This window comes from Algihabitans albus (assembly GCF_003572205.1).
Classification (GTDB): domain Bacteria; phylum Pseudomonadota; class Alphaproteobacteria; order Kiloniellales; family DSM-21159; genus Algihabitans; species Algihabitans albus.
On sequence record NZ_QXNY01000006.1, the window covers coordinates 283,258 to 307,870 of the forward strand.

A 24,613-nucleotide genomic window follows, 5' to 3' on the forward strand; every position below is an offset into this window, starting at 1 on the left:
GCTATATCGCCGCCCTCCGCAGGTACTGCGATCTTCCGCGGCCGCATCCGCTCGCCGGCTGCCGGGCCGCACTCTGGGTCCCCATCGTCTAGAGGCCTAGGACACCACCCTCTCAAGGTGGAGACACGGGTTCGACTCCCGTTGGGGACGCCACGCCTTTACCGAAGTAAATCAATGGTTAAGCGCGCTCAGCCCGCGCGGAGCGTCTGGCGTTCGATGCGAATTGATGCATGAACGATGCCGGAACACGCCCGTAGAGACGTGCAAAATCGGTGCACCCTGGTTCTCGCCGCGTTCATCACAGCAGATCAGCCGGATTGGAGGGTGACCCCATGACGGATAGTGGCAAGCTTTCGATAGATCGCCGGTCGCTTCTTGCCGCCGCCGCCATGGGCATGGCGGCGGCGGCCGGTCAAGCGCTTGGGGTCTCCGGCGGCGGCGGGATCATGAGCGCTCCGGAGATCTACAAGCTCAGGCCGGGCGCTACGTTTCACAGCTTGCAATACCCGATCCGACTGGCCCTTCAAGCTAAAGAGCAAGACTTACGGAAGAAGCAAGAGATGGCGGCCTGCCATCACGCCGACCGAGCGGTGGCTCGCGGTAGCGCTGCACGGGCGCTGATGGAAGAATGCAGGCTCAATCTTCATAAGCCGTCTACATTGTCAAGCGGGTTACCGACCCGGTACGCTTCAGGGTCGAGCCTGCCGATCCCTTCCCAAGACCTGAAACCGCCGATGACTGATCCGCAGCTAGATCGGTCGCCGGCCAAGCGCTCTCAGCGTCAAGTTTCGGCCCGCGCGCATGATCGGATACAGGAGTCGCGAAACGCTGGCGCTCCGGAACACGCGCGCATTGATTCTGTTGAACGCAGACGACGGTGACGTCAGCAACGCAAGCCGATGGATCGCATCTGCTCCGTAGTAGAAGCTGTCGCCATACTGTACCGCCATACCCTCGTTCAGATCGAAGCCCTTACGCTCCATCTCGGCAGCCGCGTCCGCGTCATCTCGCGCGTTCACCAGATCGACGCGGCCAACCGCATCGCGCAGCCGTAGCATCTTTACGTAGGCAGAACAGAACGGACAGTCGCCGTCATAGATAATCCGGATGGGCTCATTCATGTCGTGACCGGGCTAGGCACCAGCTCCCGCTTCTCGAACAGTCGATAAACAGGAATTAGGGTGATCAGCGCCAAGATGTTACCGAAAAAGAAGATCCCCACGCCAGCCGAGAGCAAGTGTAACGCCGTGTAGAAGACGATAAAAAAGTAGATCCCTGCGCGCCTCCAAAGGATCAGAGGCGTTAGAATATGCGAAATGTACACCGGCGGGACTGCGATGTAATTCGCGCCGTCAATAATTGGTAGATATTCGAACATCGGCAGCACATACTCGTAATGCCCAACTACGTTGTTAAGCATTCGCGCCGAGAGAATCGACGTGTAGGGGTAGGCAAGCCAATCAGAGATGCTGATGTCGATCAGCTTGTTTACCCCTGACGGGAAATAGTAAATCACAAAGGCCATCAGAAAGACGGCGTACATCCGTCCGCCTTCAAGGCTTGGCCGGCAGTCAGGCGCCATGCGCTGCAGCGTCAGACCTTCGCGATGGTTCGAAAAGACGTAGAGCAGTAGCAGCGATTGCAGGATCTCCACATCGTCCAAATCGTGATGCGAGCGGAGCTTGAAGCCCCACATGTGCATCACCAGAAGAAAGGCGATGATCGGGATCAACCGAAAAGGCCCGCTCCCGAACAGCGCGGCTGCTAGCAAAAAGCCGATGGTTGTCCATTGGATGGCCGAAACCACTGACGCCGAGGGCAGGTCGACAAACCAATAGACCGCATGGAGCGTCACCAGATCGATCAGCGGCTTGACCCCCATCAGATGGAAGTACCGCGAGTCGTGGGCGTCGACCGGGTAAAGCTCCAGGAGATGAGGCGGGAGGTCGACAAAGATCGCGAAATCGCCGCTCAGGAGCTTGTAGCTCAGCGCTAGACAGACCGCCCAGCGGACGTAATCGATCGCCAGCGTTGGCACCGGGCGCGAAAACTGGTCGAGATAGGATTGCAGGGCGCGCCCGATCACGGCCACACCTCGTGAGAGCGCAGCACCGTGCGCTCAAAAAGCTGACCCGATTTCAGGTCGTAGCGCTCGACCACATAGGCGAGCCGGTCTATGCGCTCTGGCGGGAAGGTCGCATAGTCGTACATCTGCCAGGGCGTGTGCGAGGGGTGCGCCCAGGGCCCGAGGTAACGCTGGTTGGGAGGGCGGCCGGTCGCAAGGAGGTCGAAGCCCTCGACGTAGCGGCGCCAGAGGAAATCGTCGTACTCGGCGATCTTACCTTGAGCGACGGAATGGCGCCGCCATGCGGCAAAGTAGGTGACAGGTCCGACAATGGCCGGCGTGTACCAGACTGCAGCGCCGTCGTCCCGAATCAGCTGGTAGCCTGCCACGGCAACTTCTGAACCGATTGACGGGTGCTTGGCTGTCCAGCCGGGAATCCCGTCCCAAAACGGCGGCAGGACGAAGCCGGGCACGATCAGGATGACAAGCAACAGAATGGCGAGCCCTCGCGCCAACCGCTGCGTCTTTCCGCATGCAAAGGCAATGAGTTCGCGAATGAACGGGGTCACGCCCACGAGGGTCGCATTCATGAACAGCACACGGCGGAGCGGCACCGTGTCGTAGACGAACCACCCTGCCACCGCCCCAGCCGAGACCAGCAACAGAGGCCAAGAACCGAGCCGCGACAGCATCGCGCGGACTGACGAAGGGAGAGCCAGCGCGGCACCTGCAACAGCGATGTTCACCCACAACAACACCGCGCTCAGTCGTGCGTTGTCTACCAGGAAGCCGGCACCACGGAACACGCTGACCGAGTGCTTGAGAACCAGCCAGTAAGTCAGCGCCGAGGTTGTTGCGACAGCAACTAGCCAAAGCACTTCCAGAGAATACCTTTGCGTGAACTACATGCGCTTCCACAATCTTTACGGGAATCGCACGCTAACGATGGTGTGCGAATTGTGCAACCAATGCCAGAAGAGGCCGGTATGGCCCGGTCACGCCTCGCCGTCGTGCAGGCCCCTACTCGGCCTCCAAAGCTCTGATGAACTCGTCGAGCGTGGCGCGGCAGTCCCGGCCAGCAGATCGCACCGGCAGCCAGTAGTCGGCCAATAGCTGGCGGTGCGTCACGCCACCGGCGGGCACGGTGGGTTCGGCTTCGCAGGACCGAAGCCGCTCGGGGATTTCGACCGGCAGGATTTCCGGCGCGGGCACTGCGGAGCAGCCGGCCAGCAGCACGGCCAGAGCGGCGCTACTGGCGAAGCGCATCGAGAGCTTCCTGGAGAAAGGGCTGGTCGAGGCACGCGCTTTCATCCGTCACCCGCAGGATCCGCTCGCGAACGATGGTGGTCTGTTGCCGCTCCCGCTGAGACGCCCGTACGACCTCGTCAGCGGCGGCCTGGAGCGCGCTGAGGCGCTTCATCTGCTCTGTTGGCTACGGCAAGCGCTTGACGGGCCTCAGCGGCCTCCCACTCGGCCTGACGGACATCCCTGCCGGCATCGTAGATGTACCAAGCCACACCGGCCACCAAGGCGCCCGCAGCGATCCAGTGCCACGTGCCCTTGGGCACCGCCTTCACCAGCCCGAAGAGCGCCCCGATCACCGGACCGAACCTCCATGCGGGATCGCACCAGACTTGCGATTCTTGTCGTCCCAGGCGGCCACACCGGCGTAGATGCCGACGATCAGAGTCACCACACCGCCCGCCGTCGTGATCGCCACAACAGCGGCGTCTGGGACAATCAGCCCGACGACGATCGGCAGCGACATAGCCCACACCAGAGAGGTCCATATGACCCGGCGTCGCTGCTTCCAGACGTGAGGAGGCGTCACCTCAGCCATGACGGATCATGCGCGCTATCTCGTCGGCGCGGTCGGGGGCCTGTTTCGCCCAGCGGCTGTCCAGCGCCTCCCGCGCGGCGAGATCGAAGCGGCCCTTCTGCAGCGCGGCCAACATCTGCCGGAAGCCCAGCAAGCCGCTTACGCCAAGTTGGAAGCCCATGTTGCAGAGCGCTTGCCGGCGGCCGTCCGAAAGCCCTCGCACCCACGGCAGTCGTCGCTCGACATCGGCGGTTACGCGAGCCACGTCATTTCGCAACAGCAGCTCGGCCTCTTCTTTGCTGATCCCGCCGCCCCGCCGCCCATCGGTCAGGCGGCCATAACCGATGGTCCAGAAGCCGAGATGATCGGTATAGGCGTGCAGCACCAGGCCCTCATGGCGCTTGAGCTGGGCGATCAGGGCCTCACTCATTGCGGCTCAAGCCTCTTTTCGATGCGCTCCAGGATCGCCTCCAGCGCCGGGCCAGACGTTCGGGGACAGCCTGGAGAGCCGCGCTGGTTTTGATCTGCTCGCGCTCCATCACGGTGACGCGCTGCTCGATGCCGCTTGCCCACCACAGCGCAATCCCGCCGTAGGCCAGAAGCGTGAGGATCAGGGCGGTGGAAATGCGCTTATCCAGATGCCACTGCTCTTTTCGGGTTGCGTCCGACACCGGCTAGGCCCCCTCGCCCGGCAGCGGGACCATGAACACCGGCCCACACCGCAAACCCCAATGGGTCACGCCCGGAATCTCTGAGACTTCCGCTTCGACTTCTTCGAGCGATGGACACTGCGGAACCGGCCCCGAACGATAGTCGGTCTCTCCCGAGTTGAGCTGAATCACTACGACGACGAACAGAATCACTAGGCTATTCATGCTTGACCCCTTTACTGAGTTGAGGGGTTGGGAAGTCCCCGGCTGGGCTTTGGCGAGCCCGGTCGGGGGCGCTTGCGGTTATTGCGCGTCCGCACAACTATTAGTAATATGCACGTACGCTTACATATTCTCGTATGACGTACAAAAGGCAGCGCAAACATGTATTCCTCAGACGAAATACGCAGTCAGATCGTTTTGAGTATTCGAGCGAGTTACGAGACGCTCAAACGTCAGTGGAAGAATCCATTAGGGACGAACACTCGCCATATAGTTGTAAATAGCCTTCTTCCCCAACCAATGGTGAGCGAGCTTTACGAGGCTTTCCCCAAAGACGGATCTGGCTTTTTCTGCCGAGACACTTTTCGCGAGAAGAAGCGAACCTCTGCGAGCCTGTCGGATTACGACGAAGTGCTTGCCAATTGCACATACGGCTTTCAAAGCGCTGAGGTCGTGAACCTGATTTCCGAGCTGACCGGCATTGAAGGCCTCGAGCCCGACCCGGCGCTCTATGCTGGCGGATTGTCGATGATGTTCGAAGGGGACTTTCTGAATCCTCACATCGACAACAGTCACGACGCCAAACGAGACCGCTACCGCCGCCTGAATCTGCTCTATTACGTGTCGCCAGATTGGACGCCCGAAAGCGGCGGCAATTTCGAGCTTTGGAACGACGACCGCAGCGCGGCCAAAACGATTGTCTCCGGCGAAAACCGCTTGGTCGTCATGGAGACGACCAAAACCAGTTGGCACTCGGTCAATCAGGTTCGGGTGGATCGGTCGCGTTGCTGCATCTCCAACTACTTTTTCTCGAAACACTCGCCAGAGGAGCGTGACTATTTTCACGTCACGTCGTTCGACGGAAGACCGGAAGAGCCAGTCCGACGCGTTCTTGGCCGCTTGGACAACGTTGCACGAAGTGTCGCGGCCAAGGCGCTTGGAATAGGTCGAGGCAAGGGTCGCGTCAACAAGGCCCCACCGAAAGCCTGAAAGCCGGGGCCGGTCAGATCTCAGCATCTAAGCTCGCCCTGCAGCGGAGCAGGTAGTCGCCGCTCGCTCCCGCAAGAAAATTGCTACGCAACGTCAAAGCATCGGGCTGCACCTGATCTACGATAACCGAGCTACTTACCAACGCCGCAGCCACCTCATCGACGAAAACCGAAGGCGTCGTTCGCATCGCCGGCGAGAGCGCAATGCAGATTGTGGCGCTACCCGCTGTCGTGTTCGGGTAATGGCCCCGGTCGGCAAGGTTGGTATAGACCTGATAGTAACGCTGGCTGAGTTGCAGCTCAGTGCCGACCGGCCAGCGTTCGAAAGGCGTGGCAATGTTGCCCTGCTCTAGCTGCGGCAGGCTGAAGGTCCCGCTTGAGAACCTGACCGTCACGTCGGCGGGGGCTGTAAGCTCAACCGTGTCGCCGCTCGCCTTCGTCACGCCGTTTACGGTGCAGGTGGCCGTCCCGGTGAAGGAAATGACGTGGACACCTGAGATGATGCCCTCACCTTCGATAACTTGCTCGACCCCGCCAGCAGGCGCCGTGAAAATCCTGGTGCCTCGCTGTCGGTCCAGGAAAGCGCCTGCCCAGAGACGACGACGCGCCATTGGTCCACCGTGTATTGGTTCGGGCCCGATGTGGGTGTCCCACTCACGTAGCCGCGTTGATTGAGCCCATAGCGGGCATTGATCAGAAAGTTGCGGAAGCCGGCAGTCTCGGCGGTTTGTGAAATCATCGCGCCGAGTTAACCCCACTGCGCCGCGCTGATCGTGGTCGACCCGATGGCGAGAAGCTGGGTGATTTCGTCGTCTGACAAGCTGCCAAGCAGTGTCGGCAGCACGCTGCCGTCGTTGATCACGTAATTCCGCAGAGTCCCGTCGGGCCCATCCCAACCAAGCACCGTTTGGTCTTCTGGCGCCGGAAGCTGGATATTCGCGAGAGAGACGGCCGCATCGGATCGCATCTGGACGAAAATGCGAAGACGGTCAATCAGCGCAACGACCGTGCGGTCGAACATCCGCATCACAACATCCGCGGGCAGCGGTCCCGAGCGCTTGAGGACGACCGGCTGGGTCGGAGGAACGATCCGATTGCGCAGGGTCGCCGCTGCATGGGTGCGGGGTGAGCCGGCCTGCTCGGACCTCGGGAGCTGACGAGCAATGTCGGCGCTTTCCCAGTCGCGGCCTTGCTGAACGCAAGCCCACACTTCGAGCAGGTGTACTTCCCCATGAGCTTCCAGATCGTGCCAGCTCATCCTGAGCCGTGCCGGCGATGCCCGGAGCAGTCTTGCGAAGCTTGTGCAGTGCCCGGTCAGGAGCGTCTGGAGCAGTGAAGCTTCCTGTGTCGCTTCACTGCTCCAGACGTGGAAACCCGGGCCTCAGGCCCGCATGCGGGCGTGGCTGGGGTCGTAGAGCGGCTTCATGCTCGCTTCGGCCGTCACCCGGCGACCGCCGATGTCGATCTCGTAACGGGACTCCAGCATCTCGGCCGCCTTTTCACCTTTGCTCGGCACGTATCCCATGGCAATCGCGCCGCCTAGCGCATGTCCGTAGTTGCCAGAGGTGACATGCGACACGATCTTGCCGTCTCTGACCAAGGCTTCATTGTGAAACACCATCGCGTCGGGCTCGGTGAGCCTGAACTGGACCAGCCTGCGCTCAAGTCCGGCCTCCTTGCGCCGGAGAACGGCATCCCGGCCGATGAAGGTCTCCTTGCTGGTTTTCACGGCGAAGCCGAGGCCGGCTTCGAGCACGTGATCCTCATCGGTGATGTCGTGGCCGAAATGGCGGAAGGCCTTTTCGATTCGGCAGCTATCGAGCGCATGCAGCCCGCAAAGCCGGAGTCCGACTTCGGCACCGGCTTCCATCACGGCCTCGAAGACATGCGCGGCCTGATCGGCGGAGACATAGAGCTCCCAGCCGAGTTCTCCGACATAGCTGACCCGATGGGCGCGGGCGAGACCCATGCCGACCTCGATCTCGCGCGCCCAACCGAAAGGGTGGGCGTTGTTGCTGAAGTCGTCGGGGCTGACCAGTCGCATCAGATCGCGCGCCTTTGGCCCCATGATGCATAGGACGGCTTCCTGAACGGTGGTGTCTGTGACGACGACGAACTCGTCCTTCAGATGCCGCTTCAGCCAGGCGATATCGCGCACGACGGTGGCGGCCGGAACGACCATCAGGAAGGCCGTTTCCGACAGCCGCGTGACCGTAAGATCGCTTTCGATTCCGCCGCGCTCATTGAGCATCTGGGTATAGACAAGCTGTCCGATCTCGACGTCGACGTCGTTGCCGCACAAGCGTTGAAGAAACGCGCAGGCATCGCGCCCTTCGACGCGAATCTTGCCGAAGGAGGACATGTCGAACAGGCCGACGCCTTCGCGCACCGCCATATGTTCGCTGCGATTGTTGTCGAACCAGTTCTGCCCCGACCAGTCGTAGCGGTACTCGCGCTCTTGACCGGTGCCGGCAAACCAGTTGGGGCGTTCCCAGCCCGAGACCTCGCCGAAAACGGCGCCCTGGGCCTTCATGTGGTCGTGCAAGGGCGAGCGGCGGATGCTGCGCGCGGTCTCGGGCTGCCGGTAAGGGTAGTGGTCGGCATAGAGCAGGCCGAGGCTCTCGCTGACACGTTCCTTCAGATAGCGCCGGTTGCGCTGGAACGGCTGAGCGCGACGGATGTCGACGTCCCACAGATCGAAGGGCGGCTCGCCGGTGTCGAGCCAGGATGCGAGTGCCATGCCGGCACCGCCGGACGAGGAGATGCCGATCGAATTGTAACCCGCCGCGATCCAGTAGCCCCGCAGTTCCGGCGCTTCACCCAGGTAATAGCGGTCATCCGGGGTAAAGCTTTCGGGCCCGTTGAAAAAGGTATGGATGCCGGCTTTCTGGAAGAACGGCACCCGGTTCATGGCCTGCTCGAGGATCGGCTCGAAATGCTCGAAATCCTCCGGCAGGCTGTCGAACTCGAAATCATGCGGAATACCGTCCATGCCCCAGGGCTTGGCCCGTGGCTCGAAGGCCCCGAGCAGCATCTTCCCGGCATCTTCCTTGTAGTAGGCGCATTCGTCGGGGACCCGCAGAACGGGTAGGGCGGTCAGGCCTTCGACCGGTTCGGTCAGCAGGTAGAAGTGCTCGCAGGCGTGCAGGGGCAGGGTGACGCCGGAGCGGGCCGCAAGGTCGCGCCCCCACATGCCGCCGCAATTCACGACGACATCCGTCTCGATCACTCCGCTTTCGCCGCCGACCTCCCAACGCACGCCGGTCACCCGGCGACCATCGTCCAGCACCTCCGTGACCTGGGTATCTTCGAGGATCGTCGCGCCGCGCTGCCGCGCCCCCTTGGCGAGCGCCAGGGCGATGTTCGCCGGGTCGCATTGCCCGTCCTTGGGCAGGAAGACCCCGCCGATCACACCGTCGCTGTTGAGGTGCGGATAGAGCTTCGAAACTTCGTTCGGTGTGATCACCTCGGCTTCGACATCGAAGATGCGCGCAAGCGTGGCCTGCCGGCGCAACTCCTCCCAGCGGTGCTCGGTCAGCGCCACGGAGATGGAGCCGTTCTGCTTCATACCCGTCGCAAGGCCGGCTTCGGTTTCAAGATCGGCGTAAAGCTCGGACGAATATTTCGCCAGCCGGGTCAGGTTGTGGCTGGGGCGAAGCTGGCCGATCAGTCCAGCCGCGTGCCAGGTGGTGCCGCAGGTCAACTTGCGGCGCTCCAGCAGCACGACATCCGACCAGCCGAGTTTGGCCAGGTGATAGGCGACGGAACAGCCCGAAACGCCACCGCCTATGACGACGGCACGTGCCTTGGACGGCGGTGTCTTCACGCGCGGATCCTCTCGTTCTTGGGATCCCAGAAGGGAAGGTCGTGCACCGTCGCGCGGCGCATCTCGCCGAAGATGTCGACCTCGACCTCCGTGCCCGGTTCGGCGAGGTCCGACCGCAGCATGCCGATGGCGATCGACGCGCCGACGCGGTAACCCCAGCCGCCGCTGGTGGTCTCACCTACCAGATCACCGTCCTTCCAGAGGAGCGCCATGTAGGGCGCGTCCGCCTTGCCGGCGTCGATCATCAAGCCCACGGCCTGCTTGGCCGGACCGCTGTTGCGCTCGGCCAGAAGCGCATCGCGCCCCGGGAAGCCCGTGTTCTTTTCGAAATCGATGAACCGGCCGAGGCCGGCCTCGAGCAAGGTGTAGTCCGTCGAAAGATCGCCCTTCCAGGTGCGGTAGCCTTTTTCGATCCGCAGGGCGTTCAGCGCATACATGCCGAACGGCTTCGCGCCGGCGTCCATGAGCGCGTCCCAGATGACCGGAGCGCTGTCCGGCGCAGAGTGAATCTCCCAGCCCAGTTCGCCGGCGAAGCTGACCCGCAGCAGCCGGCAAGGCTCGCCCGCGATGGTGCCGCCGTCGCTGATCGACAGCCAGCGCGCCTGAAGGTCATGTCCATCGTTGAGCTGTGCCAGGGTATCCCGTGTCTTGGGTCCGGTGACCAAAAGGCATTCGAAGTCGTTGGTGATGTCGGTGACGGTGATCCCGTCCGGGGCTTGTCTGCTGAGCATTTCGGCGTCGTGCCACTGCGCCGGCGCGGCCGTAATCAGCCCCACATGATCGTCCGAATGCACCGTCACCGTCATTTCGGTGACGATCCTGCCGCGGCTGTCGGGGAAGTAGGCCAGGGCGACCCGCCCTTGCGGCGGGAGCTTGGAGGCCGTCAGGCCGTCGACGAAGGCGCGTGCGCCCGCGCCTTTCACTTCAAGCCGCGTAAATCCGGAAATGGGAAGGACGCCGCACCGGTCACGCACGATTTCGCATTCTTCGCGGATGCGCGCTTCCCAGGGTCCCTCGCGATCCCAGGTCTGAGTGGCTTCCTCGGAGGTGTCGTCACCCGGTTTCGCGAACCAGTTGGCGCGCTCCCAGCCATTATAGGCGCCGAAGACCGCGCCAGCCTTCTCAAGCCGTGAATGCAGGGGGGAGAGCTTCTTGTTCCGTCCGGCCGGCCATTCATGATGCGGGAAGTGCATCGCATATTCGTGGCCATAGACTTCCATGCCCTTGGCGACGCAGTAGTCGTGATCGGCGTGAGCGGTGAAGCGGCGCGGATCGCAGGACCACATGTCCCACTCGGTCTCGCCTTCGATGATCCAGTCGGCGATCACCTTGCCGGCACCGCCCGACTGGGCGATGCCGAAGGTGAAGGCGCAGGCCTCGAACGCGTTGGGCACGCCGGGCATGGGGCCGATCAAGGGGTTGCCGTCCGGCGTGTAAGGGATGGGGCCGTTGATGGTCTTGTAGAGCCCAGCCTCGGCCAAGAGCGGTACGCGGCCCATGGCATCCTCGATGTACCATTCAAGCCGCTCGAGATCGTCGGGATAGAGCTGGAAACTGAAATCGTCCGGCATCGGGTCGGACGGCTCGACCCAATGGCCTTTACAGTTGCGTTCGTAGGGGCCGAGATTGAAGCCGAACTGCTCCTGACGCAGATAGTAGGAGCTGTCGACGTCGCGCAGGAGGGGGAGCTTGCGGCCCTCGCCTTCGGACCAGGCCCGCACAGCAGGCAGGTCCTCGAACAGCATGTACTGATGGCTCATCACCATCATCGGTACGCTGCGGCCGCCGAACGGTCTGAACAGGTCGCCGACCCGCTGGGCATAGTAGCCCGCGGCGTTGACGACGTAGTCGGCCCGGATCGATCCTTTCGGGGTCTCGACGATCCATTCGCCGTTCTTGCGGTCGACGCCCGTGACCGGACAGAAACGAACAAGGGTCGCGCCCAAGTCGCGGGCGCCCTTGGCCAGGGCCTGGGTCAACTGGGCGGGATCGATGTCGCCATCGTCCGGGTCGTAAAGCGCGCCTTCCAGGTCGTGGGTTTCCATGAAGGGGTAACGGCCCGGTAGCTCGCCGGGCGCCAAGAGTTCGAGATCGAGCTCTTGAGCCTGGCCCATGCCGCGTACACGCTTGAATTCCTGCATCCTTTCGCGCGAATGGGCGAGCCGGATCGAGCCCGTGACGTGGTAGTTCATGGGATAGTCGACCGCCTCGGCGAGCCCGCGATAGAGCTCGGTCGAGTAGCGCTGCATGTTCATGATCGACCAGGACGCCGAGAAGGTCGGCACATTGCCCGCGGCATGCCAGGTCGAACCGGCTGTCAGTTCGTTCTTCTCGAGGAGGACGCAGTCGCCCCACCCGGCCTTGGCCAGATGGAACAAGGTCGATGCACCGACGGCGCCGCCGCCGATAATGACCACGCGCGCGGTGGCGGGCAGTTCGCTCAAGGCCGGACTCCTGCTTGTTCGGGTCGTGCGACGCTTCCGTCGTCTAGTGCGTCAAGACGCGCGTCAAAGCGCCATCGATGGCATCGGTGATCGCGTCGATATCCTCCTCGGTCGCGATCAGCGCGGGACTCAGGCAGAGGGTGTTGTTGAAGCCGGGCACCGATCGGTTCGTGGCTCCGATGATGACGCCCTGGGCCATGCAGTCGCCGACCACGGCCTGCACCATCTTCTCCGGCGCGGGCTCTTTGGTCCTTCGGTCGGCTACCAGTTCCGCGCCGGCGAACAGCCCCTTGCCGCGCACGTCGCCCACGACGGCATGCTTGTCCTTCAGGGCCTCGAGATTGGTCATCAGCCGCTCACCCATGGCGAGGGTGTTCTGCAGCAGATTTTCATCCTCGATGATCTTCATGTTCTCGATGGCCGCCGCGGGGCCGGCGGTACAGCCTCCGAAGGTCGAGATGTCGCGGAAGTAATCCATCGGATCGTCCGGCGCCGATTTGAACATCTCGAAGACCTCCTCGGTCGTCACCATGCAGGAAATCGCCGCGTAACCGCTGGCCACGCCCTTTGCCATGGTCACGAAATCCGGCTTGATCCCGTAATTCTGGTAGCCGAACCAGGTCCCTGTCCGGCCAACGCCGCAGACGACTTCGTCGATATGCAGCAGGATTTCATGCTTTTTGCAGAGATCCTGTACCCGTTCCCAATAGCCCTCGGGAGGTGTGATGACACCGCCTCCGGCGGTCACCGGTTCGAGACAGAGTGCGCCAATGGTGTCGGGGCCTTCGCGCAGGATGACCTCTTCGATGGCGTCGGCCGCGCGCTCCCCATAGTTCTCGACATCCCACTGCGCGCGGTATTCGAGACAATGGGGCACCTCGACGAAGCCCGGCGTGAAGGGGCCGTATTGCGCGTTGCGCTCGATCTGACCGCCCGCGGACATCGCGGCGATGGTCGAGCCGTGATAGTCGCGCTCGCGATAGAGGATCTTGTGCTTGCGCCCGCCGTGCCGCTTGTGCGCGATCTGGCGGATCATCTTGAAGGCCTTCTCGTTCGCCTCGGAACCGGAGTTGGTGTAGTAGACCCGGCTCAAGCCCGGCATCTTTTCGATCAGCATCTCGGCGAACCGCGCGCCGGGGATCGAGCCCGCCGAATTCGCGAAGTAGTTCATCTTCACGAGCTGGTCGCGGACGGCGTCGGCAATCCGTTCGCGGCCGTAGCCGACGTTGACGGTCCAGACGCCGCCGGAAACCGCATCGAGATGCTCCTTGCCCGTTGCATCCCAGACGCGCATGCCCTTGCCCTCGACGATGATGCGAGGGTCGTTGGTCTCGAAGGGTTTATGCGGAATCAGATGATGCCAGAGATGCGCGCGATCCGCTTCGATGATTGCGGACAGATCGTTTGGATTGACGAGCGTGTTCATCCGTTCCTCCATCGCGAAGGCCAAAGGCAAGGTGGAAAACTGACCCAATCCACGGTGCCCAGATAGGGCCAGAGACGTCCGAGTCATAATGCCAGTTTTCGGACGTACCGCCAAAGTAAGAGAGCGTTTTCCGCTTTCGACCGGACGTCGGCGAAGCCTCGATTTGAACCTGCGCGAAAAGAAGAATCACGCGCCGATCATAGTGTTGTGTCGAAAAAACCAGTCGGCGCAGCGGCATAGCCGGAAGCCGAAGGACGATGATCGCGACACCAAGATGCAAGCCGAGGGGCTTCGTCCGCGCTGACGCTGGTCTGGGGCTGAGTTCTCAGACAGCATAGAGCCAGTCATGGCGATCTATGCTGATAGCTTTTTCCTCGATGGAGATCTGACCGACACCCTGCAAAACAGGATTAAGCGTCAGGTGGTCGAAGGAATCCTGTCCGGGCGGTTTCTGCCAGGCGAACGCATGCCCTCGAGCCGTGCCCTGGCGCGGCATCTTGGTGTCAGCCGCATTACGGTTTCCTTTGCCTATAATGATCTCGTCGCCGATGACTATCTCGTGGCGCAGGGGCGGTCTGGGTATTTTGTTTCCTTGAGCGCGCCCTCCGGCACCCCATTCGAGCTCCCCGACGATCCGGTCGAGAACACGATGGATTGGAGCCGGCTGCTGGCGCATCGCAGCGGCGTGGCGACCCGGATCGACCGGCCGGTCGATTGGCGGGCCTACCCCTATCCGTTCGTCTATGGGCAGACCGATCCAAAACTCTTCGACCATCAGAACTGGCGGCTCTGTGCCCTGCAGGCGCTTGGCCGCAAGGAGTTCGACAGCCTCACATCGGATCACTACGAACGCGACGATCCCAAGCTGGTCGAATACGTCCTACGGCACATCTTGAGCCGTCGTGGGATTTCTGCGCGGCCCGAGCACGTTCTGGTCACGCTGGGCGCGCAGAATGCCTTGTGGACGAGCGCCCAATTGCTGCTCACCCAGCGGCGTGCGGCGGCCATCGAAAACCCCTGCTATCCCGGCCTCCGCGAAATCCTGCAACAGACGCGATGTCGGACGCACGTTGTCGCCGTGGACGACCATGGTCTGCCGCCCGATGCCATTCCCGTGGACACCGATGTGATGTTCACCACGGCCAGCCATCAGTGTCCGACCAACGTGACCATGCCGATCTGGCGGCGGCACGAGCTGTTGCGGCGCGCGGCGGAGCAAGGGTTCGTGATCGTCGAGGACGACTACGAGTTCGAGCTGTCCTTCCACCGGTCGCCGTCGCCTTCGCTCAAATCACTCGATAGCACGGGCCGTGTGATCTATATCGGCTCCTTCTCGAAATCGTTGTTTCCCGGTCTTCGGCTGGGATACATCGTGGCGCCTTCGGCCTTCATTCAAGAAGCCCGGGCACTGCGAACCGCGGTTCTGCGGCATCCGCCTGGACTGATCCAGCGCACGGCGGCCTACTTCCTGTCGCTCGGGCACTACGATGCGCAGGTCAATCGCATGCGGAAGGCCTATCAGGGCCGGCGCCAGGTGATGGAACAGGCGTTTTCGGATCACGGTCTGACGCCTGCGGGTGAAGAAAACCATGGCGGCTCGAGCTTTTGGATGATGGCGCCCGAACACGTAGACACGGAGAGTCTCGCAAACCGGCTTCAGCCGCGTGGCGTGGTCATCGAACCGGGCCGTAGCTTCTTCGATCCCAATTCCGCCCCAAGGCACTTTTACCGGCTCGCCTATTCGTCGATCCCCTCGGCCCGCATCGCCCGCGGCGTCGAGTTGATCGCCGAGGAGATCGACACCTACGGATCCGGCGCCGCGGCGTAAGGGGCGACTGAAGGCCGAGGCTGCGCCATAACTCGTGAAGGGCTAGGCCGCCCTATGAAGTGAAGGCGCCGCGATGTGGAAGCCGCCGGGCCAACTCTCCGGGGGGGATCGCTCGAGGGGCGGCAGATTACTTGCTCCATCCGCCGCCGCCGCCGAGGGGCGACGAGAGGTGGAGCCGGTCCGTCGCGGCGGCTCAGGCGTAGAGCGCCGTGATTTCCGCCTGGTACTTCGCGTTGATGTTGCTGCGCCGGACCTTCATGGTCGCGGTCACCTCGTCGTCGTCGTGGTCCAGTTCCTTGGTCAGCAGATGGAAGCTGCGCACCCGGGCGACTTGGGTCAGTCCGGCGTTGGCCCGGTCGACCTCCGCCTGCACCAGCTCGCGGATCTGCGGGTTCTCGGCAAGGCTGCGAAAGTTGGTGTAGACGATCCGCTGTTCCTCCGCCCACTTGCCGACCGTATCGCTTTCGATCTGGATCAGGGCGGAGACGAACTTGCGCCCCTCGCCGATCACGATGCACTCCTTGATGAAGGGGCTTGCCTTGACGGCCTTCTCGATCTCGGAGGGGCTGAGGTTCTTGCCGCCGGCGGTGATCATGATGTCCTTCAGCCGGTCGACGATACGATACTGCCCCTGCTGCTCCTCGACCACGTCGCCCGTATGCAGCCAGCCGTCGCGCAGCGTGCGCCGGGTCGCCTCCTCGTTCTTGTAGTATCCGGCGAAGACCACGTCGCCGCGCACCAGCAGCTCTCCGTCGGGACCGACGCGGCACTCCGCGCCCAGGATCGGCGCGCCCACGCTGCCCGGCAGGGCTTGACCGGATGTCTGACCCGGCGCCCGGCCGGCTGCTTGGCCGGTGACCATGCCGGTGGTTTCGGTCAGGCCGTAGACCTCCAGCAATGGAATTCCGATGGTGCGAAAGAACCGGACGATCTGCGGCGAGATCGGCGCTGCTCCGGTTACCGCCACCTGCACCCGGCGCAGTCCGATGAAGTTCTGCAGCGCCCGGAAGATCAGCAGGTAGTACAGCCGGAAGGTCACTCGCTGGCGCCAGTTGCGGTCGGCCGGGGGCACCTCGGCGAAGGGCTCGCAGGCCGCGATCGCGCGCTCGAACAGCCAACGGCGCCAACCGCCGGCCTCCAGGGTCTTGATGTGGATCGCGCTGTGCAGCTTCTCCCAAATGCGGGGCACGCCGAGAAAGCTGGTCGGTGCGACCTCGCGCAGATCTTCCTGCACCGTGCGCAGGCTTTCGCCGAAGTTCACCTGGCCGCCGCCGTAAAGCGGGCCCATGGTGGTGAACATCTGTTCGGCAACATGGCAGAGCGGAAGGTAGGAGAGGTGCGCGCTGTGGGGTCCGCTGCCCAGGCGCTCGATAATCCCGGCCGCCTCGGCCCGCAGGTTGCGCCAGGTGATCATCGCGCCCTTGGGCTTGCCGGTCGAGCCGGAGGTGTAGACCATCAACGCCACCTGATCGAGCGCCTGCGCCGCCACCCGCCGGTCGATCTCCTGCCCGCCGATTTCGCTTTCGCCGGTGTCGTTTTCGCCGGTGTCGCGGCCCCGTTCGGCCAGAGCCTCGAACGAGAGGATCCGCGCGTCGGCGTAGCCGCGCAGTCCCTTCATGTCGATCACCACGACGAACTTCAGCTTGGGCAGGTTCGGCAGCGCCTCCATGACCTTATCGGTCTGCTCCTGGTCCTCGCAGATGACGATCTCGACGTCGGCGTGGCCCAGGACGTAGGCGACCTCGGGCGTCGGGCTGGTGGGGTAGACGCCGACCGCAATGCCACCGGCCGCGCCGATACCGAACTGCGCGATCACCCACTCGCAGCGATTCTCGCAGAGAATGCCGACATGCCCGCCGTCCGACAGTCCGAGCTTCAGCAAGCCCGCCGCCACGTCGCGCGCCCGCTCCCAGTAGTTCCGCCAGGAGATCGGTTGCCAGATGCCGTAATCCTTCTGACGCAGCGCCGTGGCGGTCGGCGTCTGCCGCGCGCGCCGCTGGAGCATCTGAACCATGGTGAGTTCGGGGATGAGTTCGGAGATCGGCTCGGCATCCTGTGTCATCGCTAGGCCTCCAAGGTCACGACAGCCAGCGCTTGCGGCGTTTGTAGTGCTTGACGTCGCGATAGCTGCGCGCGGCCCCTTCCTCGCCCATGCCGAGGTAGAACTCCCGAACGTCCTGATCGCGCATCAGCCGCTCGACCGGACCGTCGATGACGATGCGGCCGGTTTCCATGATGTAGGCGTAGGAGGACACCGCGAAGGCCATGGCGGCGTTCTGTTCGACCAGCAACATGCTGGTTCCCCGTTCGGCATTGATGCGGGCGATGATGGTGAAGATCTCCTCGGTCAGCATCGGTGACAGGCCGAGCGACGGTTCGTCGAGCAGGATGATCCTCGGTTCCGCGACCAGCGCCCGGCCGATGGCCAGCATCTGCTGCTCGCCGCCCGAGAGGTAGCCGGCCAGTGCGCGCCGGCGCTCGGCCAGCCGCGGAAAGTAGTCGTAGACCAGGCTGAAGTCGCGACCGGCCCCGCTGGCGTAGGTCGCGGCGACCAGATTCTCCTCGACCGTCAGGTCCTCGAAAATGCGGCGGCCCTCCATGACGTGGAAAAGCCCGCTGCGGACCAGGGCGTGCGGTGCGCGGCCCCGTACGCTGGCACCGTCGAACTGCACGTCGCCCGCCGTGATCGCACCGTTCTCGAGAGCGAGCAGGCCGGAGATGGCTTTCAGCGTGGTCGTCTTGCCCGCGCCGTTGGAGCCGAGCAGCGCGACCACGGCCCCTTCAGCCACCCGAAGCGACAGCCCCCGCAGCACCTGAACCGTGTGGCTGTAGACCACTTCGACGTTGTTGACCGCGAGGACCGTCGCCGGCTCGGCTGGCCGTTCGACGGTCCCGGTCGTTCCCGTCATCTCAGCCTCCGGTCTCGTCCAGACGGATCCAGTCGGACACGGGCACCATCTTCTGCGCCGCGATGTCGGCCTGGTAGATGCGTCCGACGGGGATCGAGTTCCCCGGAAGGCTGATCGGCACGCCGATGATGCCGCCGGTGTCGAAGTCTTCGATGGAGTTGAGCGCGGCCTTCAGGTTGGGCCCGGTCAAATCCTGGCCGGCCGCCACGGTCCGCTCGACCGCTTCGGTCATCAGCATGGCCGTCAGGAAGCCCTGCATGTAGGCGGTCGACTGGTACTCGGGCCGCATTTCGCGGATCCGCTCCAGCATCGGCGCGTCGGCCGCCTCGTCGTAGTAGTAGCGGTAGGGCATGACTCCCATGAAACCTTCGGCGACCTCGCCCATCCCCATCACCACCGTATGGTCCATCGACCAGAAGGTGCCCATGAAGCGCGTCTCCATGCCCATCTGCCGGGCCTGGCTGATGAACTCGGGGATCGGCGCCTGAACGTAGCCGTGGAAGATGGCGTAGTCGGGCCGCGCCCGGCGCAGCTTCAGCACCTCGGTCGAGATGTCGACCGAGCCCGGCGGTGTCACGATGGTCTCGACCACCTCGAGGCCGAGCGCCTCGGCCCGCGCGCGGCCGGGTTCGATCGGATCGCGGCCGAATTCGGTATCGGAATAGACGAAGGCGACGCTGGCGCCCGGCTGGGTGTCGGCGATGTGCTGAAGCAGGATGCCGAACATCTCCGTGTAGTCCGGCCCGGCCATGAATTGCAGCGGGAAGACCTCAGGGTCGTTCAGTTCGGTGGCGAAGGACGCGCCTGCCATGATCATGCGCCCGTTGCGCTCCAGCTCCGGATTGATGGTCTTGGAGAAGGCGGTGGAGTCGCCGTAGTAGAGATTCGGCTGGAACTGACTCGTGATGCGCTTGAAGGCGGCGACCGAGGCGTCGACCTTGTAAGCCGTGTCCTCCGGTTCGTAACGCAGCATGCGTCCCTCGATGCCGCCGGCCTCGTTGACGATCTGCACCCAGTCCTGAATGCCGGCATGCACGCCCTCGCCGGCGAAGGCGAAAACGCCGGTCAGCGGGATCGAGCCGCCGAAGACGATTTCTTCCGCCGCCTGAGCGCTGCCGACTTGGCTCGCCCCGCCCAGCCCGAGCAGACCGGCCATCGCCAGCGCCGTTCCATAGCCGCGCAGTCCGCGGCGAGCCGGGGACGCCTGCCGGGCGTCCTGTCGTTTTGTGTCCTTCGTCATCGCTACCTCCCTTTTTTGGGTTCGTTCAGGTTCTGAAAGGCCAGAGATGGAACTGGCGGCGCAGACGCCGCCAGATCTCGGCCAGGCCCTGGGGTTCGAATAGCAGGAACCCGATGATCAGCGCGCCGAACACGATGACGCGCACCGGCGACAGCAGCGCCACCGCATCCGGCAGCCAGGGCGACAGCCAGTTGACTGCCATCTTCAGCGCCTCCGGCACCAGGGTCATGAAGACCGCCCCCAGGATACCGCCCAGGATCGAGCCCATCCCGCCGACGATGATCGCTGCCAGGAAGAAGATCGACATGACCAGCGGGAAGCTTTCGGGCGTCACCACGCGGAAAAAGTAGGCCCACAGCCCTCCGGCGACGCCGGCGTAAAAGCTGGAGAGTGCGAAGCTGAGAAGCTTGAAGCGCAGCAGCCGGATGCCGAGCACCTCGGCCGAGATGTCGCGGTCGCGGATGGCGATGAAGGCGCGGCCGATACGGGTGCGGAAGAGGTTGGCGGCCCCGGTCACCATCAGCACCGTGATCGGTACGATCAGCCAGTAGAGGTGGCGCGGTTCGTCCAGAGTCAGCCCGAGAATCGTCGCCGGCGGCATGGTCAGACCCGAGACGCCTCCGGTCACGCTGGTCCAGTTGGCGAAGATGAAGTGAAAGATCACCGAGGCCGCGATGGTGGCGATCGCCAGATAGAGGCCCTTCACGCGCAGGCTGGGTATGCCGACCAGCATCCCGGCGGCACCGGCCATCAGGCCGCCGGCCGCGAGATTGAGCAGCACCGGCGTCCCGAGATTGATCTCCAGCCAGGCGACGGTATAGGCGCCGACGCCCATGAAGGCGGCCTGGCCCAGGCTGACCAGCCCGGTATAGCCGGTCAGGATGTTCAGCCCCGTCGCCGACGCCACGTTGATCGCCACCAGGCAGGCCATGAAGAGCCAGTAGGGCGTGGCGACGAAGGGAAAGATCGCCAGCAGTGCGAAGAAGGCCAGCAGCCAGCGCCACTGGACGGCCGTGTCGAACAGCGCCTCGTCGGCGGCATAGCTTTCCTTTGCGGCTCCGATGCGCATGCTTAGAGCCTTTCGATCTCGTGGGTGCCGAACAGGCCGTAGGGCCGCAGCATCAGCACCACGACCAGCAGCGAGAAGGTGGCGAGCAACTTGTACTCGCCGCCCAGATAGGCGCCCGCGAGGGCCTCCAGCAGACCGATCAACAGACCGGCGACCAACGCGCCGAACACGCTGTCGAGGCCGCCGACGATGACCACGACCAGCACCGACAGGCCGAATACGCCCATCGTCGGGGCGATGCCGCCGATGGCGCCGACCAGCATGCCCGCCGCCGCCGCGATCACGCAGGCCACCACCCAGGCCAAGGAGAAGACTCGAGGTACGTTGATGCCCATCGAGTAGGCCGCCGCCTGGTCGCTGGCCGTGGCCCGCAGCGCGACACCGCCGCGCCAGAAGCGGAACACCAGCACGAAGGCCACGACCATCAGCGCCGCCGCCGCGAAGGCCGCCGCGATCTTCGAGGAGAGATAGGCCTCGCCCAGGAACAAGGGCGTGGTCGGCAGGAACTCCGGCAAGCGCTGCGGGTTCGGTCCCCAGATCAGCTCGACGACGCCGATCAGAACGCTGCCCAGGCCGATGGTCAGCATGAAGACGCTGATCGGGCTTTCGCCCAGCATCGGCCGGATCAGCAACCGCTCCACCGCGCCCCCCACCACGGCGGCCGACAGCAGGGTCAGCAGAACCGCCATCCAATAGGGCAGGGCCAGGCCCGCCGCGAAGCCGAAGAACAGGTAGGCTCCCAGCATCAGCAGTTCGCCGATCGCCAGGTTGACCACCCGCGTCGCCTTGTAGATCAGGACGAAGGCGAGGCCGGTCAGCGCGTAGAGACCGCCGGTGCCGAGGCCGGCCAGCGAGATTTCGAAGAAGAACAACCAGTCCATCAGGCCGCCTTCCCCGCGCCGGCCTGCAGGCGGCGGCGCAGGTCGCCGACGTCGCCGGCGCCCAGGTAGGCCTCGATTACCTGCGGGTTGGCCGCGACCGCGGGCGGCGCCCCCTCGGCGATCACTTCGCCGAAGTTGAGCACCACCACATGGTCGGAGATATCCATGACCATGCCCATGTCGTGTTCGACCATGAGGATGGTGACGCCCCATTCTTCCTTCACATCCAAGATGAAGCGGGCCATGTCCTCGGTCTCTTCCCGGTTCATGCCGGCAACCGGTTCGTCGAGCATCAAGACGCGTGGGCGCATCGCCAAGGCGCGGGCCAACTCCACCCGTTTCCGCAGGCCGTAGGGCAGCGCGGCGACGGGTGCATTGCGAATGTGGTCGATCTCCAGGAAGTCGATGATCCGCCACTCGATCTCGGCGCGCAGTTCCAGTTCTTCGCGGCGTGCCCGGCCGAAGTACCAGAGGGCGTCCAGCAGTCCGGTGCTCATGTGGGCGTGCCGGCCGAGCTTGATGTTGTCCAGCACCGTCATGCCGCGGAACAGCGCGATGTTCTGGAAGGTGCGCGCAAGACCGAGGCGGGCGCGCTCGGGCGCCGGTACCTGGTCGATGGTCGTGCCGAACAGGCGAACCGATCCGCCGGAGGGGCGATAGAAGCCGGAAACGGCGTTGAACAGAGAGGTCTTGCCGGCGCCATTCGGGCCGATCACCGAGGTTACGCTGCCCTCGACGACGTCGAAGCTGACCTCGTTGAGCGCGCGCAGTCCGCCGAAGGTGAGAGTGATGCCCTCGACCGCCAGGGCCGGCGTGCCGTGCGGCAGGTCAGCGCTCACGAAACGACGGCCCCCGCCGGCCGGTGAAGGCCGTCTGGTTCTCGGCGATATCGACGGATCGAAGGGAGGCGGCGCAGGTACGCTGTCCAAGCTCTCGGAATTCGGCCTGGCGAGCCGGAGAGCCGAAACGGAGACGCGCGAAGAGACCCTCCCGGCTGTCGATGGCCGGGTCGCTTTCAGGCAAGTCGTCCTCCCTACGATTGCACCTGCACCCTTCTGGACTTCGTGGGGTGTCTCGGTGATGTGGCTGTGCCGCCAAGTGATGGTAACGATAGTCCGCGCGGCGGCGTTTTGCTGAGAAGGTGCCAGTACCCCGCCGGCTTGTCGAGGCGGAGGCCGGCGCCGCCTTTCGAGAGAAACCGTCCTTCCGTTGCAAAGGGCCTGCCGCTTTCGGCGGCTCACCTGACGTTGAACGGGGCGATGGTGCAATAGTCCTTTCATCGGAATCAAGACCGTCCTGCATTGTCGCTCCGCACCGCCCGAACGATGCGGGACGCCTCGCCGGTTCCTCGGCGTCGAGCCGGAGCCGCGCCGAGAATCGGCCGCCGTCAGCCAAGCTCTTGCTCTATTTGTCCGACAGACGGACATTGCATTGAAGACGGCCGGATCTGCTGGCACACTTCACCGGCCGGCAGGATGAAGCTGCCGCTGCGAAATCTCGGGCGAACGCGCCGCCGGTCGGTCGATCGGAACGGCCGCCGTCCGCCGTGAAAGCACCGGCAGCCGCATGGAAAAGCGGCGCCGGGGGAGGATATGACACCCTATGTCGGACGTCGGACTCTACGACCGCGATCTCGACCGCTGCGCGGCCAATCACCGCCCGCTGACGCCCCTGACCTTCCTGACGCGCTCCGCCCGCATCCATCCGGATCAGATTGCCGTCGTGCATGGCGCGCAGCGCTGGACCTATACCGACTTTCACGATCGCTGCGTGCGGCTGGCCCATGCCCTGGCGGGCCTCGGCGTCGGGCGGGGCGACACGGTGACGGTTCTGGCGCCGAACTCGCCGCCGGTGCTCGAGGCGCATTTCGCCGTGCCGATGCTGGGTGCGGTGCTCAATGCGCTGAATACGCGGCTGGATGCGGCGGCCATCGCCTTCATTCTGGAGCACGCCGAGTCCAAGGTGCTGCTGGTCGATCCCGAACTCGCACCCCTGGCCCGTCGGGCCTTGAATCAAGCGTCGCGGCGTCCGATCGTCATCGACATCGAGGACGCCGTCTTCGGTCCGGCCGAGCCGATCGGCGACCACCGCTACGACGCGCTGCTGGCGGCCGCCGACCCCCAGTTCGTCTGGCCCGAGGTCGCCGACGAGTGGGACGCCATTGCGCTCAACTACACCAGCGGCACGACCGGCAACCCCAAGGGCGTCGTCTATCACCATCGCGGCGCCTACCTGACGGCCATGGCGAACCATCTGGCCTTTCGCCTCTCGCCCCTGCCGGTCTACCTCTGGACCCTGCCGATGTTCCATTGCAACGGCTGGTGCAACACCTGGGCGATCACGGCGCTTTCGGGCACCCACGTCTGCCTGCGCAAGCCCGACCCGGCGCAGATCTTCAGCCTGATCGACACGCAGGGCGTGACCCACATGTCGGGGGCCCCCGTCGTGCTCAACCTGCTGATCAACGCAGCGGAGGGCGTGGCGAGACGCAGCACCCACAGGGTCGAGTACACCGTCGGCGGCGCCGCGCCGCCCGCATCCCTGCTGGAGCGCATCGAGGCCCTGGGTTTCAACGTTCTGCACGGCTATGGCCTGACCGAAACCTACGGACCTTCGGGATGCTGCGATTGGCATGCGGCCTGGGACGCCCTGCCTCTGGAGGAGAGGGCGCGTAAAAAGGCGCGGCAAGGGGTGCCGACGCTGGCCTGCGAGGAGATGACGGTGCTGGACCCCGCGACTCTCGCACCCGTTCCGGCCGACGGTGAGACGCTGGGCGAGGTGATGATGCGCGGCAGCTCCCTGATGAAGGGCTACCTGAAGAATCCCAGCGCCACGCAAGCCGCCTTCGCCGGCGGCTGGTTCCACTCCGGCGACCTCGCGGTCCTGCATCCCGACGGCTACGTCGAGATCCGCGACCGCTCGAAGGACATCATCATCAGCGGCGGCGAGAACATCTCCAGCCTGGAGGTCGAGGGCGCGCTCTACCGCCATCCGTCCGTCCTGGAGGCGGCGGTCGTCGCGAAACCCGACGCGACCTGGGGCGAGGTACCCTGTGCCTTCGTCACGCTGAAGCCCGATGCCGAGCCGATCCTCGAGGCGGATCTCATTGCTTGGTGCCGGGACCGGCTGGCGCACTTCAAGGCCCCGAAGCAAGTGATCTTCTGCGACTTGCCGAAGACCTCGACCGGCAAAGTCCAGAAGCATGTGCTGCGCGCCGACCTGTCGGACCGGCCTTGACCTCGCAA

General features: G+C 64.1%; 25 protein-coding genes and 1 tRNA gene. 4 read left to right on the top strand and 22 right to left on the bottom strand.

All coding sequences use genetic code 11. The features are described from left to right. The first annotated feature begins 77 nt into the window (after positions 1-77). A tRNA-Glu gene (locus DBZ32_RS18105) sits at positions 78-153 on the top strand. A gap of 596 nt (positions 154-749) precedes the next feature. On the opposite strand, the gene DBZ32_RS18110 is transcribed toward DBZ32_RS18105, so the two are convergent. The 10 genes from DBZ32_RS18110 to DBZ32_RS22195 all read right to left on the bottom strand — a co-directional run bounded on the left by DBZ32_RS18110 (position 750) and on the right by DBZ32_RS22195 (position 4,759). After that, positions 750-1,121, bottom strand: coding sequence for a DCC1-like thiol-disulfide oxidoreductase family protein (locus DBZ32_RS18110; protein ID WP_119168643.1), 372 nt, complete (start codon positions 1,119-1,121; stop codon positions 750-752). Then, positions 1,118-2,086 (bottom strand): hypothetical protein, encoded by a 969-nt coding sequence (locus DBZ32_RS18115; protein ID WP_162906826.1) that lies wholly within the window; start codon positions 2,084-2,086, stop codon positions 1,118-1,120. Before DBZ32_RS18115 ends, DBZ32_RS18110 begins: the two co-directional genes overlap by 4 nt. Further along, the gene (locus tag DBZ32_RS18120) at positions 2,083-2,943 is read right to left on the bottom strand and encodes a hypothetical protein (RefSeq protein ID WP_119168645.1); all 861 of its coding nucleotides are present in this window, start codon (positions 2,941-2,943) and stop codon (positions 2,083-2,085) included. The genes DBZ32_RS18115 and DBZ32_RS18120 overlap by 4 nt, the downstream gene beginning before the upstream one ends. A 142-nt stretch (positions 2,944-3,085) precedes the next feature. Next, the gene (locus DBZ32_RS18125; protein WP_119168646.1) at positions 3,086-3,331 is read right to left on the bottom strand and encodes a hypothetical protein; all 246 of its coding nucleotides are present in this window, start codon (positions 3,329-3,331) and stop codon (positions 3,086-3,088) included. Beyond that, the gene (locus tag DBZ32_RS22185) at positions 3,315-3,485 is read right to left on the bottom strand and encodes a hypothetical protein (protein WP_162906827.1); all 171 of its coding nucleotides are present in this window, start codon (positions 3,483-3,485) and stop codon (positions 3,315-3,317) included. The genes DBZ32_RS18125 and DBZ32_RS22185 overlap by 17 nt, the downstream gene beginning before the upstream one ends. Continuing rightward, positions 3,451-3,666 carry a hypothetical protein gene (locus tag DBZ32_RS18130; protein WP_119168647.1) on the bottom strand — a complete coding sequence of 72 codons (216 nt, stop codon included), beginning with the start codon at positions 3,664-3,666 and terminating at the stop codon, positions 3,451-3,453. Before DBZ32_RS18130 ends, DBZ32_RS22185 begins: the two co-directional genes overlap by 35 nt. Continuing rightward, positions 3,663-3,833, bottom strand: a complete 171-nt coding sequence (locus DBZ32_RS22190; protein WP_162906828.1) for a hypothetical protein — start codon at positions 3,831-3,833, stop codon at positions 3,663-3,665. The genes DBZ32_RS18130 and DBZ32_RS22190 overlap by 4 nt, the downstream gene beginning before the upstream one ends. A gap of 64 nt (positions 3,834-3,897) precedes the next feature. Beyond that, positions 3,898-4,314 carry a glycoside hydrolase family protein gene (locus DBZ32_RS18135; RefSeq protein ID WP_119168648.1) on the bottom strand — a complete coding sequence of 139 codons (417 nt, stop codon included), beginning with the start codon at positions 4,312-4,314 and terminating at the stop codon, positions 3,898-3,900. Next, positions 4,307-4,555, bottom strand: coding sequence for a hypothetical protein (locus DBZ32_RS18140; protein ID WP_119168649.1), 249 nt, complete (start codon positions 4,553-4,555; stop codon positions 4,307-4,309). Before DBZ32_RS18140 ends, DBZ32_RS18135 begins: the two co-directional genes overlap by 8 nt. 3 nt (positions 4,556-4,558) lie before the next feature. Continuing rightward, positions 4,559-4,759 (bottom strand): hypothetical protein, encoded by a 201-nt coding sequence (locus DBZ32_RS22195; protein WP_162906829.1) that lies wholly within the window; start codon positions 4,757-4,759, stop codon positions 4,559-4,561. A 159-nt stretch (positions 4,760-4,918) separates the two neighbouring features. Here DBZ32_RS22195 and DBZ32_RS18145 point away from each other — a divergent pair, with 159 nt between their 5' ends. Then, on the top strand, positions 4,919-5,746 hold the full coding sequence (locus DBZ32_RS18145; protein ID WP_119168650.1) for a 2OG-Fe(II) oxygenase: 828 nt from the start codon (positions 4,919-4,921) through the stop codon (positions 5,744-5,746). A 13-nt stretch (positions 5,747-5,759) separates the two neighbouring features. On the opposite strand, the gene DBZ32_RS18150 is transcribed toward DBZ32_RS18145, so the two are convergent. From DBZ32_RS18150 to DBZ32_RS18170, 5 genes are all read right to left on the bottom strand, one after another. Next, positions 5,760-6,356, bottom strand: coding sequence for a hypothetical protein (locus DBZ32_RS18150; RefSeq protein WP_119168651.1), 597 nt, complete (start codon positions 6,354-6,356; stop codon positions 5,760-5,762). 137 nt (positions 6,357-6,493) lie between these two features. Further along, positions 6,494-7,003: a hypothetical protein gene (locus tag DBZ32_RS18155; RefSeq protein WP_119168652.1), complete on the bottom strand. Its 510-nt coding sequence runs from the start codon at positions 7,001-7,003 to the stop codon at positions 6,494-6,496. Positions 7,004-7,126: 123 nt separating this feature from the next. Then, entirely contained in the window at positions 7,127-9,571 is a 2,445-nt protein-coding gene (locus tag DBZ32_RS18160; RefSeq protein WP_119168653.1) for a GcvT family protein, read from the bottom strand. Then, positions 9,568-12,015: a GcvT family protein gene (locus tag DBZ32_RS18165; RefSeq protein ID WP_119168654.1), complete on the bottom strand. Its 2,448-nt coding sequence runs from the start codon at positions 12,013-12,015 to the stop codon at positions 9,568-9,570. Before DBZ32_RS18165 ends, DBZ32_RS18160 begins: the two co-directional genes overlap by 4 nt. A 43-nt stretch (positions 12,016-12,058) precedes the next feature. Continuing rightward, positions 12,059-13,441, bottom strand: a complete 1,383-nt coding sequence (locus DBZ32_RS18170; protein ID WP_119168882.1) for an aminotransferase family protein — start codon at positions 13,439-13,441, stop codon at positions 12,059-12,061. Between the two features lie 346 nt (positions 13,442-13,787). Between DBZ32_RS18170 and pdxR the strand changes: the two genes are divergently transcribed. Further along, entirely contained in the window at positions 13,788-15,269 is a 1,482-nt protein-coding gene (gene pdxR / locus DBZ32_RS18175; protein WP_119168655.1) for a MocR-like pyridoxine biosynthesis transcription factor PdxR, read from the top strand. 193 nt (positions 15,270-15,462) lie between these two features. Here pdxR and DBZ32_RS18180 read toward each other — a convergent pair whose 3' ends face one another. The 7 genes from DBZ32_RS18180 to DBZ32_RS22575 are packed head-to-tail and all read right to left on the bottom strand — an operon-like array spanning position 15,463 to position 22,391. Then, on the bottom strand, positions 15,463-17,331 hold the full coding sequence (locus DBZ32_RS18180) for an AMP-dependent synthetase/ligase (RefSeq protein ID WP_235830264.1): 1,869 nt from the start codon (positions 17,329-17,331) through the stop codon (positions 15,463-15,465). A gap of 16 nt (positions 17,332-17,347) precedes the next feature. Next, positions 17,348-18,178, bottom strand: a complete 831-nt coding sequence (locus DBZ32_RS18185) for an ABC transporter ATP-binding protein (protein ID WP_119168656.1) — start codon at positions 18,176-18,178, stop codon at positions 17,348-17,350. Position 18,179: 1 nt separating this feature from the next. Then, on the bottom strand, positions 18,180-19,418 hold the full coding sequence (locus DBZ32_RS18190; RefSeq protein ID WP_208539294.1) for an ABC transporter substrate-binding protein: 1,239 nt from the start codon (positions 19,416-19,418) through the stop codon (positions 18,180-18,182). Positions 19,419-19,443: 25 nt separating this feature from the next. Continuing rightward, entirely contained in the window at positions 19,444-20,487 is a 1,044-nt protein-coding gene (locus DBZ32_RS18195; RefSeq protein WP_119168657.1) for a branched-chain amino acid ABC transporter permease, read from the bottom strand. A gap of 2 nt (positions 20,488-20,489) precedes the next feature. After that, positions 20,490-21,368, bottom strand: a complete 879-nt coding sequence (locus DBZ32_RS18200) for a branched-chain amino acid ABC transporter permease (RefSeq protein ID WP_208539295.1) — start codon at positions 21,366-21,368, stop codon at positions 20,490-20,492. Further along, positions 21,368-22,207 carry an ABC transporter ATP-binding protein gene (locus tag DBZ32_RS18205; protein WP_235830265.1) on the bottom strand — a complete coding sequence of 280 codons (840 nt, stop codon included), beginning with the start codon at positions 22,205-22,207 and terminating at the stop codon, positions 21,368-21,370. Before DBZ32_RS18205 ends, DBZ32_RS18200 begins: the two co-directional genes overlap by 1 nt. Continuing rightward, positions 22,197-22,391: a hypothetical protein gene (locus tag DBZ32_RS22575; RefSeq protein ID WP_235830266.1), complete on the bottom strand. Its 195-nt coding sequence runs from the start codon at positions 22,389-22,391 to the stop codon at positions 22,197-22,199. The genes DBZ32_RS18205 and DBZ32_RS22575 overlap by 11 nt, the downstream gene beginning before the upstream one ends. 579 nt (positions 22,392-22,970) lie before the next feature. Here DBZ32_RS22575 and DBZ32_RS18210 point away from each other — a divergent pair. Continuing rightward, positions 22,971-24,605 carry an acyl-CoA synthetase gene (locus tag DBZ32_RS18210; protein ID WP_119168659.1) on the top strand — a complete coding sequence of 545 codons (1,635 nt, stop codon included), beginning with the start codon at positions 22,971-22,973 and terminating at the stop codon, positions 24,603-24,605. The last annotated feature ends 8 nt before the right edge of the window (positions 24,606-24,613 follow it).

Coding starts and splice junctions, on each gene's coding strand:
- DBZ32_RS22190 (WP_162906828.1), bottom strand. CDS start 3,833: ATGTCGCTGCCGATCGTCGTCGGGCTGATTGTCCCAGACGCCGCTGTT.
- DBZ32_RS18150 (WP_119168651.1), bottom strand. CDS start 6,356: ATGGCGCGTCGTCGTCTCTGGGCAGGCGCTTTCCTGGACCGACAGCGA.
- DBZ32_RS18170 (WP_119168882.1), bottom strand. CDS start 13,441: ATGAACACGCTCGTCAATCCAAACGATCTGTCCGCAATCATCGAAGCG.
- DBZ32_RS18190 (WP_208539294.1), bottom strand. CDS start 19,418: ATGACGAAGGACACAAAACGACAGGACGCCCGGCAGGCGTCCCCGGCT.
- DBZ32_RS18125 (WP_119168646.1), bottom strand. CDS start 3,331: ATGCGCTTCGCCAGTAGCGCCGCTCTGGCCGTGCTGCTGGCCGGCTGC.
- DBZ32_RS18210 (WP_119168659.1), top strand. CDS start 22,971: ATGTCGGACGTCGGACTCTACGACCGCGATCTCGACCGCTGCGCGGCC.
- pdxR (WP_119168655.1), top strand. CDS start 13,788: ATGGCGATCTATGCTGATAGCTTTTTCCTCGATGGAGATCTGACCGAC.
- DBZ32_RS18145 (WP_119168650.1), top strand. CDS start 4,919: ATGTATTCCTCAGACGAAATACGCAGTCAGATCGTTTTGAGTATTCGA.
- DBZ32_RS18195 (WP_119168657.1), bottom strand. CDS start 20,487: ATGCGCATCGGAGCCGCAAAGGAAAGCTATGCCGCCGACGAGGCGCTG.
- DBZ32_RS22195 (WP_162906829.1), bottom strand. CDS start 4,759: ATGAATAGCCTAGTGATTCTGTTCGTCGTCGTAGTGATTCAGCTCAAC.
- DBZ32_RS18180 (WP_235830264.1), bottom strand. CDS start 17,331: ATGACACAGGATGCCGAGCCGATCTCCGAACTCATCCCCGAACTCACC.
- DBZ32_RS18135 (WP_119168648.1), bottom strand. CDS start 4,314: ATGAGTGAGGCCCTGATCGCCCAGCTCAAGCGCCATGAGGGCCTGGTG.
- DBZ32_RS22185 (WP_162906827.1), bottom strand. CDS start 3,485: ATGAAGCGCCTCAGCGCGCTCCAGGCCGCCGCTGACGAGGTCGTACGG.
- DBZ32_RS18200 (WP_208539295.1), bottom strand. CDS start 21,368: ATGGACTGGTTGTTCTTCTTCGAAATCTCGCTGGCCGGCCTCGGCACC.
- DBZ32_RS18110 (WP_119168643.1), bottom strand. CDS start 1,121: ATGAATGAGCCCATCCGGATTATCTATGACGGCGACTGTCCGTTCTGT.
- DBZ32_RS18155 (WP_119168652.1), bottom strand. CDS start 7,003: ATGAGCTGGCACGATCTGGAAGCTCATGGGGAAGTACACCTGCTCGAA.
- DBZ32_RS18185 (WP_119168656.1), bottom strand. CDS start 18,178: ATGACGGGAACGACCGGGACCGTCGAACGGCCAGCCGAGCCGGCGACG.